Annotated in this window: 12 protein-coding genes; 10 read left to right on the top strand and 2 right to left on the bottom strand. The window is 65.4% G+C overall.

Annotated elements, in window-relative coordinates; all coding sequences use genetic code 11:
• The first annotated feature begins 30 nt into the window (after positions 1-30).
• From ACJ512_RS18760 to ACJ512_RS18735, 6 genes are all read left to right on the top strand, one after another.
• A complete protein-coding gene (locus tag ACJ512_RS18760) occupies positions 31-150 on the top strand; it encodes a DUF7156 family protein (protein WP_461479794.1) in 120 nt (39 codons plus the stop codon).
• A gap of 77 nt (positions 151-227) precedes the next feature.
• Complete coding sequence (locus tag ACJ512_RS18755) at positions 228-725, top strand: Zn-ribbon domain-containing OB-fold protein (protein ID WP_407687055.1); 498 nt, start codon at positions 228-230, stop codon at positions 723-725.
• A 9-nt stretch (positions 726-734) separates the two neighbouring features.
• On the top strand, positions 735-2,270 hold the full coding sequence (gene fadD4, locus ACJ512_RS18750) for a fatty-acid--CoA ligase FadD4 (protein ID WP_407687054.1): 1,536 nt from the start codon (positions 735-737) through the stop codon (positions 2,268-2,270).
• A gap of 16 nt (positions 2,271-2,286) precedes the next feature.
• Complete coding sequence (locus ACJ512_RS18745) at positions 2,287-3,897, top strand: class I adenylate-forming enzyme family protein (protein ID WP_407687053.1); 1,611 nt, start codon at positions 2,287-2,289, stop codon at positions 3,895-3,897.
• A gap of 210 nt (positions 3,898-4,107) precedes the next feature.
• Positions 4,108-5,496: a class I adenylate-forming enzyme family protein gene (locus ACJ512_RS18740; protein WP_407687052.1), complete on the top strand. Its 1,389-nt coding sequence runs from the start codon at positions 4,108-4,110 to the stop codon at positions 5,494-5,496.
• A gap of 13 nt (positions 5,497-5,509) precedes the next feature.
• The gene (locus tag ACJ512_RS18735; RefSeq protein WP_407687051.1) at positions 5,510-6,325 is read left to right on the top strand and encodes an SDR family NAD(P)-dependent oxidoreductase; all 816 of its coding nucleotides are present in this window, start codon (positions 5,510-5,512) and stop codon (positions 6,323-6,325) included.
• A 19-nt stretch (positions 6,326-6,344) separates the two neighbouring features.
• Here ACJ512_RS18735 and ACJ512_RS18730 read toward each other — a convergent pair whose 3' ends face one another.
• Positions 6,345-6,887 (bottom strand): cytochrome P450 family protein, encoded by a 543-nt coding sequence (locus ACJ512_RS18730; protein ID WP_407687050.1) that lies wholly within the window; start codon positions 6,885-6,887, stop codon positions 6,345-6,347.
• Positions 6,888-7,234: 347 nt separating this feature from the next.
• On the opposite strand from ACJ512_RS18730, the gene ACJ512_RS18725 reads away from it, so the two are divergent.
• The 3 genes from ACJ512_RS18725 to ACJ512_RS18715 all read left to right on the top strand — a co-directional run bounded on the left by ACJ512_RS18725 (position 7,235) and on the right by ACJ512_RS18715 (position 10,679).
• Positions 7,235-8,377 (top strand): acyl-CoA dehydrogenase family protein, encoded by a 1,143-nt coding sequence (locus ACJ512_RS18725; RefSeq protein ID WP_407687049.1) that lies wholly within the window; start codon positions 7,235-7,237, stop codon positions 8,375-8,377.
• 39 nt (positions 8,378-8,416) lie between these two features.
• Entirely contained in the window at positions 8,417-9,274 is an 858-nt protein-coding gene (locus ACJ512_RS18720; protein WP_407687048.1) for a hypothetical protein, read from the top strand.
• A gap of 196 nt (positions 9,275-9,470) precedes the next feature.
• Positions 9,471-10,679: an amidohydrolase family protein gene (locus ACJ512_RS18715; RefSeq protein WP_407687047.1), complete on the top strand. Its 1,209-nt coding sequence runs from the start codon at positions 9,471-9,473 to the stop codon at positions 10,677-10,679.
• A gap of 553 nt (positions 10,680-11,232) precedes the next feature.
• On the opposite strand, the gene ACJ512_RS18710 is transcribed toward ACJ512_RS18715, so the two are convergent.
• Complete coding sequence (locus ACJ512_RS18710; RefSeq protein WP_461479786.1) at positions 11,233-12,579, bottom strand: IS256 family transposase; 1,347 nt, start codon at positions 12,577-12,579, stop codon at positions 11,233-11,235.
• A 537-nt stretch (positions 12,580-13,116) separates the two neighbouring features.
• Here ACJ512_RS18710 and ACJ512_RS18705 point away from each other — a divergent pair.
• Positions 13,117-13,917: an enoyl-CoA hydratase/isomerase family protein gene (locus ACJ512_RS18705; RefSeq protein WP_407689267.1), complete on the top strand. Its 801-nt coding sequence runs from the start codon at positions 13,117-13,119 to the stop codon at positions 13,915-13,917.
• Positions 13,918-13,970: the final 53 nt, after the last annotated feature.

The raw sequence follows: 13,970 nt of genomic DNA, 5'->3' as shown, positions 1-13,970 counted from the left end.
CCACACCCCGATGCTGCCAAACGAGGAACCATGACCTATCTGCCCCCGTCCTCGCGACGTGAACTATTCAGGGAGACAATCCTTCTCGTCGGCGGCTGCCTGCTCGGCATCATCCTGCTGGGAATCGTCGTCTACTTCACCACGGTGTGACACCGCACCTTCACCACGCCGATCAACCGGAGGTCCACAGATAATGTTTGACCACATGCTTACCACGCGGAGTCAGGGTGGCTGACGCCGCGACCGTCGGCTCGCGGTATCAGCGGCCCCAATTGCGTTTGGCCCCAACGCCCACAGCCGAATCGACCCCGTTTTGGACCGGCGGACGCAATGGCGAGCTGCTGATCTTCCGCTGCCACGGCTGCGGACACTTCTACCACCCGCCCGCCCCGGTCTGCTGGCGCTGCCGAAGCTTCGACGTCGCCCCGGAGAAAGTCTCCGGGCGCGCCACGGTGGCCGCCTACACCATCAACCGTCAGCCCTGGATTCCCGGCTTCGAACCGCCCTACGTCGTCGCGATCGTCGAACTCGCCGACGAGCCCGATGTCCGGTTGATCACCAATGTCGTGGACATCGCGGTCCAAGACGTCCACGTCGATCTTGAGGTCGAGGTGTTCTTCGAAGAATGGCCGGCGGGAACCGGCGATGACGAGAGCCGGGTGTGGATTCCGTTGTTCCGGCCGGTGCGTCCAGCCGAGGCCGGTCACCACGGCCACGACAACTGAGCCGAGCGCATGCAGATTCGTGACTGGATCGATTCCAACAAGACGGCATTGGTTCTGCATCCATCCGGGATCCGGCTCAGCTTTGCCGAACTCGAGGCTCGGGCCAACCGGCTGGCTCATTATTTCCGCCAGGCGGGCCTGCGCGAGGGCGACACCGTCGCGGTGCTCATGGAGAACAACCAGCACCTGCATGCGGTGATGTGGGCGGCGCGGCGCGCCGGTCTGTACTACGCACTGATCAACACCCATCTGACCGCGGCGGAAGCCGCCTACATCATCGCCGATAGCGGCGCAACCGCGGTCATCGGCTCGCGAGCGCTCCGGCAGGTATGTGACGAACTGGCCCAACACCTCCGCAGCGGTCTGCCAGAGCTGAAGATCCTGGCCGACGACCAGCTCGAGGGCTGGCAGCGCTATCCCGACTGCGTTGCCGACCAGCCCGACACCCCGATCGCCGACGAGCGGGAAGGCGACCTGCTGCAGTACTCGTCGGGAACCACCGGACGGCCCAAAGGAATCCGGCGCGAACTGCTGCACCTACCTCCGGCCGAGGCCCCCAACATCTTGACGCCATTGCTGAACGCGGTCGGCATCAACGACGAGTCGGTGTATTTGAGCCCGGCACCGCTGTATCACACCGCCCCGTCGTTCTGGTCGATGTCGGTGCAGGCGCTGGGCGGCACCACTGTGGTTATGGAGAAGTTCGATGCCGAACAGGCCCTGGACGCCATCCAGCGTTACCGCGTCACACACGGCCAGTTCGTTCCCACGATGTTCGTCCGGATGCTCAGACTCCCTGATTCCGTGCGCAATTCGTATGACGTCTCCAGCCTGCAGCGCGTGGTCCACGCCGCTGCGCCGTGCCCGGTGGCCATCAAGCACCAGATGATCCAGTGGTGGGGGCCGATCGTCGATGAGTACTATGTCTCTTCGGAGGCAGTCGGCGCGTCGTTCACCCGGGCGCAAGACTGGTTGGCTCACCCCGGGTCGGTGGGCAAGCCGATGGTCGGCGCCCCACACATCCTCGACGAGAACGGCAATGAACTTCCGCCGGGCCAGGCCGGTGAGATCTACTACGAGGGCGGGTATCCGTTCACCTATCTCAATGACGACGCGAAGACCGCAGCAGCGCGCGACGCCCACGGATGGGTGACCGTCGGTGATGTCGGTTACCTCGATGACGACGGCTACCTCTACCTGACCGACCGGCGTCACCACATGATCATCTCCGGCGGCGTGAACATCTACCCGCAGGAAGCCGAGGACATGCTGATCACCCACCCGCGGGTGCTCGACGCCGCGGTGTTTGGCATCCTCGATGAGTCGATGGGTCAGTCGGTGAAAGCCGTCGTGCAAACCGTCGATGCCACCGACACCACCGACGAGTTCGCCGAAGAACTCCTGGCTTGGCTGCGAGAACGCCTGGCGCACTTCAAGTGTCCGCGGTCGATCTCCTTCGAGGCGCAGCTGCCTCGTTCGGACACCGGAAAGCTTTACAAGCACGAGCTTGTCACCAGGTACTCCGAACGGCCCGCCGGTCGCTGAGGACGGGCCTGCTCGCATGGTCAGCGACACCACTCCGTCGGCCGGCTTCGACTACGCACCGCTGCGGGACAAGTGGTACCGCCAGGGTTGGTACTCGACGCGCACCTGCATCGACGCATTGCGCGACGGCGCGGCCCGGCACGGCCAGAGCTCGGTGGTGTTCGTCACCGAGCACGCCGAGACCACGTCCACCGTCGCCGAGATCCACCGCCAGGCACTGGGTGTGGCGGCGGGGTTGCAGCGGTTGGGCGTGGCGCCCGGCGACGCGGTGGCGGTCCAGCTGACCAGCCGCCTCGAGTGCGCCATCGCCTACGAGGCGGTACTGCTGTGCGGGGCCGTGCTGGTGCCGATCATCCACATCTACGGCCCGCACGAGGTCGGCTTCATCCTGGCCCAAAGCGCCGCCAAGGTGCTGATCACGGCGGCGGCGTTTCGGTCGACGTCGAACCTGGACCGCCTCGAGAACTACGCACGCACCGCCGCTCACATCGTGCTCGTCGACGCGGAATCCGGCCGGGGCTATCTGGGTTGGCCCACACTGACGGCACCGTCGGGCGACTACGCCGAGCCGTCACCATCGGCCGACGACGTCTGTCTGCTGCTCTACACCTCGGGGACGACGTCAGCGCCCAAAGGGGTTCGGCACAGCCATAACTCGCTGCTGGCCGAGCAGGCCACCGTGACCGACCTCATCGCCGGCCGACCCGGTGACGTTCAGTTGGTGTCGTTCCCGCCGGGCCACATCGCCGGCGTCGGCTCACTGCTGCAGCCGCTGATGTCGGGTTCCCGCGCGGTGTTCGTCGACGGCTGGGATCCGGCCCGGGCCGCCGACATCGTGGTACGCCACCGGGTGACCTCGACCGCGGGAACCCCCTTTCACCTGGAGGGCCTGCTGGCGCTCGGCGACACCGCGGAGAAACTGGCGAGCCTGCGCGAGTTTCTGGTCGGTGCCGCGACGGTCACCGACGAGCAGGGACGACGCGCCGCCGCCGCCGGAATCACCACCTTCCGCTGTTACGGGCTCACCGAACACCCGACGGTCACCGCTGGGCACCCCGAGGAGCCCGACGCCGCACGACTGGGCACCGACGGCACACCGATGCGCGGCTCCTCGGTGCGGATCCTGGGTCCCGACGGCACACCGGTGCCGACCGGCCGGGACGGCGAAGTCGTGGTGGCCGGCCCCGACCAATTCATCGGGTATCACGATCCGGCGCTCAACGCGGCCGCGTTCACCCCCGACGGCTGGTTTCGGACCGGCGATCTCGGTCACCTCGACGCCGACGGCCGACTGAACATCACCGATCGGATCAAAGACGTGATAATCCGCGCGGGCGAGACGATTTCGTCCGGCCAGGTCGAGGAAGTGCTCAACGCCCACCCGGCGGTGCGGGAAGGCGTGGCGGTGGCGGCCCCCGACCCTCACTACGGCGACGTGGTCGGCGCAGTCGTGGTGCTGCAACCCGGAGCACACCTGGATCTCGAGGAGGTGCGCCGCCACTTCGCCGCCTCGGGTCTGGCCAGGCAGAAGACCCCCGAACGGCTCGTGATCGTGGAGTCACTGCCCCGTACCTCACTGGGCAAGGTCCGCAAGGCCGACCTGCGCGCAACCCACTTCGGCCGATGAGTCGTCCGGGTCATTTAAAGAGCTTCGTGTTATCGAGTGACGCTGAATCAAGAATGGCACGGTAGCTGGAAGCTGGTCATTCCCTTGGGCACGCCTCGCGTCGAAGCGGTGCGACGGCTGGCCAAGCTTTACGTACAATTATCTAACTATCTACCGTATTGTGTATTCGCGATCCGCCCCTGGGGCCTGCCGAAGCGAGGTTGTACGTCCGTGGTGGAAACCCTGCTCACCCTGCTTCGGGCGAGACCCCGGACGTCTCTGGCGGTGGTCACCCCCCACGTGCGCTGGAGTACGGGCGAACTGCTCGAGCGCGCCGCGGGAGCTGCGGACTGGCTTGCTGGACAGCCCGCCGAAGGCGCGCTGCACATCCCGCTGCTCGTCCCCTCGGGCCCCGACGTGCTCGCCCTGACCGTGGCGGGCGCCGCGCTGGGACTGCCGGTGGCGCCGTTGAACCCTCGTTCCGGATCCGCCGACCTGCTACCCCTGCTGGACCCGGGACTGACACCGTTGGTCGTGGTGGGCGAGGGACCGTCGGCCGACCTCGTGCGCAGTGCTGGATGCCGACCGGTGCTGCTTCCGTCGTTCCCGCGGTCAACCACGCCGCTGCCCATCCCAACGGAGACCGACGTCGCCCTGGTATTGCACACGTCCGGGACAACCGGCATCCCCAAGCGAGTGCCCGGACGTCACCGCGAGCTCGTCGCTCGCATCAGACTGCTCGCGGGGATCCTGGGCCTGACCCCGGCCTCGATCGTCACAGCGGGATCACCCCTGCACCACATCGCCGGCCTGGGCCAGCTCCTGGTGGGGCTCGGCGCCGGCTCCGCGGTCGCCCCGCTACCCGGCGGGGCAGCCGCGCACTGGGATGAGCTCGCCGCGCTGGGGGCAACGCACACGATCCTCGTGCCCACGATGCTCCACGACCTCCTGGAGCGCGGTGCGCTTACGGAGGCACCGCTGCAGGTCATCCAGTACGGCGCCGCCCCCATGGCTCCCGCCTTGGTTCGGCGCGTCATCGAGGCGCTGCCCGGGGTTCGGCTGATCCAGCTTTACGGCCAAACCGAGGGCAGTCCGCTGACCTGGCTCGACGATGACGCCCACCGGGCGTGTAGTGGGCTGGACACGGTCGGCGTCCCGCTTCCGGGGGTCGAGCTGCGGCTGGACGGGGAAGAGGTGGTCGCCCGCGCCGCTCACCTGTTCGGAGCGGTGGACGGTGCGTGGCTGCGCACTGGAGACCTCGGCACCCTCGACGCCACGGGCCGGCTGCGCCTGGTCGGGCGCGCCGGGGACCGCATCGTCCGCGGCGGCGAGAACGTCGACCCCACCGAAGTCGAGGCCCTCATCACCGGTCACCCGAGCGTGCACGAGGTTGCCATCGTCGGCGTTCCTGACGAGCGGCTCGGTCAACGGATCCGGGCCTACGTCGTCGGCGACGAGGTTGACTTCGACGAGGTCCGGGTCTGGACCCGGGCGAGAACCATGGGCTTCAAAGTCCCAGACGAGTGGGTGCAGATCCCCGAGCTCCCTCGATCACCGGCGGGCAAGGTACTGCGCCGCGCCCTGCCCAGCGCTCGTTATCGTTGCGAACTCCAACAATGAGGATAATCAGATCATGGATCTCGGACTGCAGGACGCTGCCGTCGTAGTGACCGGGGGCACCGCCGGGATGGGCCGCGCGACCGCGGAGTGCTATGCGCACGACGGCGCCCGCGTTGCGGTGCTGTCAAGGACCCGCGATGCCCTCAACGAGACGGTGGCGGCATTGCGCGCTGCCGGCAGCCCCGACGCCCTCGGCGTCCCCACGGACTTGTCCCAACCCGGTAGCGTCGACGCCGCGTTCGACCAGATCGGCTCTCGCTGGGGCTATCTCAATGTGCTGGTCAATACCGTTGGTCCGGGCGCCACGATCGTCGGTGAGTTCGACGAGCTCGATGACGCCAAGTGGGATGAGGCCATCGATCTGATGGCTATGGGGGCGATACGCACCTGCCGCGCCGCGCTGCCACTGTTACGCAAGGCCGAGTGGGCGCGAATCGTCAACGTCTCGGCGCACTCGGTGCAACGCCAATCACCAAAGCTGATCGCTTACACCGCCGGTAAGGCCGCACTCACCAGCCTGACCAAGAATCTTTCCCAGACGCTGGCGAAAGAGGGCATCTTGGTCAACACGGTATCGCCGGGAAGCTTTCTGACCGCGCAGATTCGCGACTACCTCGGCCAAGAGATGACGGCACGCGGGCTGGATCCCGACGACGCCGTCGATGTCGCCCACGTTCTGCAGGACATGTTCGGTGATGCGCTGGGTCAATTGGGCAGGGCAGGCCTGCCTGAAGAGATCGCGCCGATGATCACGATGCTGGGCTCACGACGCAACACCTACACCACCGGCGCCGACCTCAACGTCGACGGAGGTTCCGACTTCCGCTGATTGGTCGTTCCTGGTCACTTCAGCCGGCGCTCAATGCAACTCGCAGGCTCGGCACGATAAGCGCATCGCGACCGACCCAACACAAAGGGCGGCTCGGCCAGTGCAAACGTCTGCGCACGAAATGCGGTGGGGCGAATCCGTCTGCGACGTGGAACCCCGCAACCCGCCTGAGCCATTCCGTGATGATCAGGCTCAGTTCGAGTCGCGCCAGGTAGGAACCCAGGCAACGGTGCGGACCGCCACGGAATCCCCAGTGCCGGTGAACCCTGCCATCCATCACCACGGCATCGGTCGAGATCTCGTCGGGTCCGCCCCGGTTGAACGCGCCGAGGCACAGGCGTACCTGGCTATGTTCGGGCAGTGTGACACCGCCGATCGTGACCTCGGCCGTGGTGACCCGTGGAACGACGGGCGCTGGCGGCTCCGGCTGGACAATCTCCTCGACGAACACTTGCACGTCCTCAGGATCGGCGACGAGTCGTCGGCGCAGGTGGAGATCGCGAGCCAGAGCGATTAGGGCCGATGCCATTGCCGAGGTGACGGTGTCCAGCTCAGCCAGCACGAACAGATAACACAACCCGGTCGCTTCGCCGTCGTCGAGCGCAGCCTCTCCGGTGAGTAAGGCGGGAACTTCCAGGATCGGTGGCCAGACACGGGATAGAGGTTCCGGCCGTGCATGGATGGATCGAGGCGTTGGTTTCCACGTGCTTCCCTCAGTGACCCGATAACGAGTCCAGCTGGTCCCCCTTGGTCGCACCGGGGTTTGACGATCCGGCGCCCCGGCGAGTCCGTGCACCAGATGTACCCTACGATAATCAGATAACCATATATCGGATTGCCGGGTCAGCGACAAGATGTTGCCGGGCTGGGCCGTCGCGGTGGCGGCCTTGCGAGAAAGTGGGTGTGAGGATGAGGCGTTTGGTGTTCGAGGCCGAGCACGAACAGCTGCGGGAGACCGCGCGGCAGTTCATCGAGCGTGAGGTTGCACCGCATGCCGAGAAGTGGGAACGCGAGCGCATCGTCGACCGTTCGGCCTACGTCGCGGCGGCTAAGTACGGCCTGATCGGATTCAATATGCCCGAGGAGTATGGGGGTGGTGGTTCGGATGACTTCCGGTTCAACGCCGTCATCAATGAGGAGTTCGCGAAGTGGGGCAACGTCGTCCCCGCGCTGAGCCTGCAGAACGATGTCGTGGGCCCCTACTTCAGCACATTGACCAATGATGAGCAGAAGAAGCGGTGGCTGCCGGGGATCATCAGTGGGGAAACCATCGTGGCGATCGCGATGACCGAGCCCGGCGCCGGCAGTGATCTGGCCGGCATCCGCACTTCTGCGGTGCGGGACGGCGACGACTGGATCCTCAACGGCTCCAAGACGTTCATCTCCTCCGGCATCAACTGCGATCTCGTCGTGGTCGTCACGCGCACCGATCCCGCCGCCGGTCACAAGGGATTCACACTGCTCGTAGTGGATCGTGACATGGAGGGCTTCACCCGGGGGCGCAAGCTGGACAAGATGGGCCTGCCCTCACAAGACACCTCCGAATTGCACTTCGAGAACGTTCGGGTGCCGTCGGCCAATGTGCTCGGCCAGGTAGGTCGAGGGTTCTACCACTTGATGCACAACCTGCCCTCCGAGCGACTGTCGATCGCGATCTCCGCGGTCGCGGGCGCACGCGAGACCTGGCGACAGACCCTGCAGTACGCCAAGGACCGCAAGGCATTTGGACAGCCGATCGGCAGCTTCCAACACAACCGCTTCGTGATGGCTGAGCTCGACACCGAGCTGGAGATCGCCGAGCAGTACATCGATCGGTGCCTGACCGCAGTGCTGGACAACGAGTTGACGGCGGTGGAAGCCGCCAAAGCCAAGTGGTGGTGCACTGAGCTGGCCAAGAAGGTCGTCGACGCCTGTGTCCAGCTGCACGGCGGCTACGGCTATATGAACGAGTACCGGGTGGCGCGCGACTACGTCGACACCCGCATCATGACCATCTTCGGCGGCACCACTGAGATCATGAAGGACCTGATCGGCCGCGACCTGGGTCTGTGACCTCCTCGGCGGCCCTTGCTCCCAGTACAAGGAGGTTAGGTGGGTAACGATTCATACGGCGACATCAGGACCGTAACGCCCGAAGAACACTGGAAGCACTTCGAGAAGTCCTGGCGGGCACTGAAAAGCTATACCTATCTTGGCAAGACGACGCCGCACCTGGATGCCGGCGTCGACAAGGAAGCAATGCCGCTGCGCCACGATATGCGCAATTCATCGGGCGGCATCACGGCGAGCCCGTTGACGATCCTGGCGCCCGAACCCTGGTGGCGCGACGACGAATGCGTGCCCGCACCGGTGACGATGAGCTACGACATCCTCGATCCCGCCCACGACGTCGCGCGCCTGGAGGTGATTCGCGACGTGATCAGCGTGGGTCGCACCATGGGCTTCAGCCGCGCCCGCGTCGTCGACGCCGCAGACCACAGCCGGGTCATCGCGATCTCGACGGGCAGTGGGGTGAGCCTGGGTGATGTTCCGCCTGGCTTCTACCCGGTGGACAACCCGATCGATGATCTGGCCGACACCCCGGATCTGCCGCCGTTGCGCGAGGTGTTCGGCATCAGCAAGCGCGCCGACGGCACGCTGGAAATCCCGAAGGTGACACCTGAGATCGCCACGCCGCACTCGGCGCTGCACCAGGGACCCATCAACATCGCGTTGGAAGCCGCGATGACCGACCAACTCCAACGGGTCCTGGGCACTACGGACCTGCAGGTGGAGAACTACACGGTGATGTTTGTCCGGGCCGGTTACACCGGCCCGTTTGTGGCCAGCGCCGTTGTAGTCAACCCGCACGGGCCGCGGTTCGGTGTCGAGGCCACCATGATTGACGAAGCCGCCCGCGGCCGCATCATCGCCACCGCATCAGCGGCGTTCCGCCGCATCACACGTTGACATAAGCGTCAAATGCGCCGAAGACATCCCTGATATCACTCTACCCGTGTGCGGTTCTGGTCAGCGACCGGGAGACCAGCCGGACTTCGAGTTGCCTTCTAGTACAGCGTCATACCCCTGCGTAGGACAGTGTCCCTGCGTTTAGAGGACTTTCGACCCTCGGCGATCCGTGCACTTGACACTATAGTCAAGGTCCATGAGTGAGACCGCGACATTGTCGACGCAACAGCGACTCGACTACGCCATCAGCGACGCCGACCAACACGTGTATGAGAGCGCCGAAATGATCGCCGAGTATCTGGACCCGGCGTTTCGGCACAACTTCCAGCTGATCCAGATCAACGGGCGAACGACACTGATGCTCAACGAGCGGCTTTACCGCCTGGTGCCCAATCCGACCTACGACCCCGTCGCGCGACCGGGCTCGATGGTCGACTATTTCCGCGGTAACAACCCGCAGGGCCGCTCGCTCAAGGAGATCTGCGGACCGTTACAGCCTTTCGATCCGGCCTTCCGGTACCGGGAACCGCGATTGCGCGTGCTCGAACAGCAGGGCGTGGACTTCGTGTGGATGCTGCCGACCTTGGCGTTGGGGTTGGAGGAGATGCTTTGGGAGACTCCGGAAGCGCTCGCCGGGTGTGCTCGGGCGATCAATCGATGGGCGGCCCAGGAATGGACCTTCAACATCGACGATCGAGTGCACTTCGCCGGTGTCCTGTCCTTCATCGATCCGGTGGCGGCCGAGTCGGAACTGGACCTGCTGCTCGAGGCGGGCTGCCGGTTGATCGCCATGCGGCCCGCGCCGGTACGCTTACCGGGACTCCGTCGCTCGATCGGCGACCCGATCTACGATCGCGTCTGGGCCAAGATCGCCGAATCCGGTGCGGTGGTTGCCTTCCACGCCGCCGACACCGGCTACGGTGACCTGGTCGAACGCTGGGGCGAGGGCGGCCGGATGGAGGGCCAGAAGTCCTCGGCGCTCGGAGAGATTATGGGTGTGCACACCGACCGCCCGATCTATGACACCTTGGCGGCGTTGATCAGCCACGGTGTTTTCGATCGGCACCCCAAACTCAAGGTCGCCGCGGTCGAACTCGGCGCCGGTTGGGTCCCCGAACTGTTCCGCAAGATGCGCATCGCCTACGGAAAGATGCCGCAGGCCTTCGGATTCCGGGATCCAACGGACACCCTGCGTGACCGTGTCTGGGTGATGCCATTCTACGAGGACCAGCTGCAGCCCGTCGTGGACTGCATCGGCGTGGATCGGATCATCTACGGCTCGGATTACCCGCATCCGGAAGGCTTCGCCGATCCACAGGAGTATGCCGCGGAGCTGACCGGATTCTCCGACACCGACCAGCGAAAGATTCTGCGGCAGAACCTGCGTGCCTTGTCATTAGGTTAGCGCCGGTTGACCATATTGGTCGGCCTCGACCACGACGAAGTGTGAGAAGGACTTCAGACCGATCACCAACGCGCAACTTCGTGTCCGCCAGCGCCCAGGACTTCCTCGATAGCCCGCTACTTTCGGCGGCTGCGCAGATCACCGTGGGGTAAACGGCGGGTTGCCTCGCCGCCGTGCTATATAGCAATATATTTAGTTATTAGTCGACTCAACACCGTCGGGTCACCGTGGGAGATGGTTATGGAGTACACGATAGGGATCGGCCAGCTGCGCGGTGCTACGTGTGCCTACCTTCGGCAAGCGGCCGCCGGCGACACCTTACATGTGAAGCGCCGCGGTCGGATCGTGGCCAGAATCGAGGCGGTGCCAAAAGCAGCGCCCGCCAAGGGCGCCGAACAGCCGGTCGTATCGCCACCGCACCCGGCCATAGTGAATCTGAGTCATTTTCGATCCCATGCAGCGCGGTACTTGGATCGGATTGCCGAGGGGGTGGCGTCCCAGGAGCGGTGTAAAAGTGGCCTGACGTAGGCTCCGCTCGCTTGCGTTCATGATTCTATGCGGTGGCGCTGACAAGCTCGGTCGGCGCCGCGCCGGTTTCGGTGTGATTTCCCGAATTCTTTTGTGGCAGTTGGGTTAGCGGGTCGTGCAGCATGCGACGCAGATCTTGCAGGAGCCGTAACCCGGCCGGGGTCATAGTGAACCCGCGCCATCCGGCCGAGGCGCGGTCGAGTACGGCCCACAGCAGTTTCAGGCAGGAGTGTTCGCCGGGCAGCCGGCCGATCACCTTGACGCGGCGGCGGGTCTCGCCGAAGGTGCGCTCGATGAAATTGGAGTGCCGCACCCGTGTCCAGTGCTCGCGCGGAAATCGCAGGTAGACCGTCAGCGATTCGCGGTCATCGAGCAGACAGCGCACCGCCGCCGGGTAGGAGTCGCGCCAGCGCTTGGCGAACGTGTCGATGCGGCTCTGGGCGAGTTTGACCGCATCCAGGCCGGGTTCGATGTTGTCGGGCAGGTCGAAGATCGCCCAGTAATCGGCCTTGACGTCGGCCTGGGCGTTCTTGGGCACCTTGGCCAAGATATTGCGGGCGCGATGGATCAGGCAGCGTTGCCGCAGCGCTGCGCCCATGGTGCGCTCGACCGCGCCGATCAGCCCGGGTGCGCCGTCGCTGATCACCAGCAGCGGACACGCCAGGCCACGCTCGCCGAGCCCGGTCAAGAAACCCTCCCAGGCATCGCCGGACTCGCTGGCGGCCGCATCGAGCCCGACGAACACCGGTTTGCCGTCGGTGTCGATGCCCCAGGCGGCCAACACCGGCTCGGCCGAGGCATTGGCGTGGTACTTGAAGTGGCTGCCGTCGAGGAACAGGTAATCGAGCTCGATGTCGTCGAGCCGCCGCCTGCTCCAGGCCTCGAACTGGTCGCGGATGTCCTCGCAGATCCGCGACACCGTCGACTTCGATACCGCCGCAGCCTCACCCAGCGCCTCGACCAAGGTGGCCTCCACATCGCGGGTCGACAGTCCGCGCACGAACCCGGCGATCACCAGCGACTCCAGCGCGTTGGTCTTGGTCACCCCCGTGCCGAACAGCTGGGAAGCGAACCGCTCAGTGGTGCCACGCACCTTAGGCCGCTCCAGCGTCACCGGCCCCGCCGTGGTCTTCACCGTGGTCGGGCAATAGCCGTTGCGCATCCCCGCACGTGCATCCTCGGCTGCCGCGGCCCGCTGGTAGCGGTCCCGGCCCAAAAACGCGCTCACCTCGGCCTCGATCGCGGTCTGCAGCAGCAACTGCGCGCCCAGCCGGGCCACCTCCTCAATTGCACCCGCCAGATCCTCGCCGCCGGCGAACACCCCATCAATTTCTTCCTGCAACCGCTGCGCAGGCGATAACCTCTTCGACACGGACGTAGGTTCCTTTCGTCAGACTTGCCGGTCTTCGAGGGAACCTACGTCCGAACTCTTTTACACCGCCGGAGGGACACGACCGCCGAGGGCGAGTTGATCACGATCGTTCATCAGGGCAGCCAACTAGTCCGTATCTCGGGATGATCCACGGGGCCCCTTGCGGCGAGTGCGCGGTCGCGGCACGGGGGTATGCACGGACAGCTCTCAAGCGTCCGACGAATCGAGGAATATTCCATGAGTGTCGTCGTGTTCGGCGGGCCCGGCAGCCTCGGACCCGCGCTGTTCCGGCCGCCGCAGCGCCGGTCTCCGCCCCGGAAGGCGGGTCGGAGAAGGTACGGCGGTGCGAAGAGTTGACAATAATGTCGACTATCGATTATGAAGCTCTGAACTGCATAGATTGCAGTGATATGTGTGGGTCTGCCACGGTATGAAGCGCATACTTGACAATGTCGTCAGGTAGCGGTCTAGGATGCCCTTAGGCCGTGCCGGCAGGCGCTCGTGCCGGTCGCAGACCGCGCCATAAGTGGGGAGTACATGCACAATCCATTCGAGCCCGAGTTGCTGATCGAGGAGCGCGACGCAATTCGCGTGGTCACCCTCAACCGCCCGGAAGCGTTGAACGCGACCAACGAACCCCTGCACATCGCGCTGCAGTCGGTATGGCGCCACCTCGCCGCCGACGAGGAAGCGCGTGCGGTGGTGTTGACCGGAGCCGGTCGGGCGTTCAGCGCAGGCGGCGACTTCGCGCACTTCGTCGAACTCTGGGACGATCGGCCCCGGCGCCGTCGTGAGATCGAGGGTGCCCGGCGGCTGTTGACCGAGATGGTCGACTTCCCGCTGCCCGTCGTGGCCGCGGTCAACGGTCCCGCTGTAGGCCTGGGTTGCAACCTCGCCGTGCTCAGCGATGTGGTGCTGATCGCCGAGAGCGCCTACATGGCCGACCCGCACGTGAGCGTCGGTCTCACCGCCGCCGACGGCGGCGCCCCGACCTGGCCGCTGCTGATGAGCATGCTGCGGGCCAAAGAGTACCTGCTCACCAGTGAGCGCATCCCGGCCGAACAAGCCGTGGCGCTGGGGCTGGCCAACCGGGTGGTGCCCGACGCGGACCTGCTCGATCAGGCGCTGGCCGTGGCGCAACGGATCGCCAAACTGCCTCCGCAAGCGGTGCAGAGCACCAAGAGGGCACTGAACATGCACATCAAGCGCGCGGTTGCCGGGGTGCTGGAGTACGCACTGTCCGAGGAGTACGACTCGTTCGAGACCGTCGAGCACCAGGCGTTGGTCAAACGCTTCCTGGAACGGTCCGCGGCCAGGGCGCCGGAAGCGAAGTCGTGATAGTGACCTCGAGCAGCGTCGCAAGACGGCCGGATCTGACCGCTGACGTACCG

The sequence above is a fragment of the Mycobacterium cajalii genome (genome assembly GCF_045809005.2).
Lineage (GTDB): Bacteria > Actinomycetota > Actinomycetes > Mycobacteriales > Mycobacteriaceae > Mycobacterium.
The sequence above is the reverse complement of the archived record's forward strand: the minus strand, read 5'-3'. Positions and strand labels throughout refer to the sequence as shown.

Coding starts and splice junctions, on each gene's coding strand:
- ACJ512_RS18715 (WP_407687047.1), top strand. CDS start 9,471: ATGAGTGAGACCGCGACATTGTCGACGCAACAGCGACTCGACTACGCC.
- ACJ512_RS18725 (WP_407687049.1), top strand. CDS start 7,235: ATGAGGCGTTTGGTGTTCGAGGCCGAGCACGAACAGCTGCGGGAGACC.
- ACJ512_RS18705 (WP_407689267.1), top strand. CDS start 13,117: ATGCACAATCCATTCGAGCCCGAGTTGCTGATCGAGGAGCGCGACGCA.
- ACJ512_RS18760 (WP_461479794.1), top strand. CDS start 31: ATGACCTATCTGCCCCCGTCCTCGCGACGTGAACTATTCAGGGAGACA.
- fadD4 (WP_407687054.1), top strand. CDS start 735: ATGCAGATTCGTGACTGGATCGATTCCAACAAGACGGCATTGGTTCTG.
- ACJ512_RS18735 (WP_407687051.1), top strand. CDS start 5,510: ATGGATCTCGGACTGCAGGACGCTGCCGTCGTAGTGACCGGGGGCACC.
- ACJ512_RS18745 (WP_407687053.1), top strand. CDS start 2,287: ATGGTCAGCGACACCACTCCGTCGGCCGGCTTCGACTACGCACCGCTG.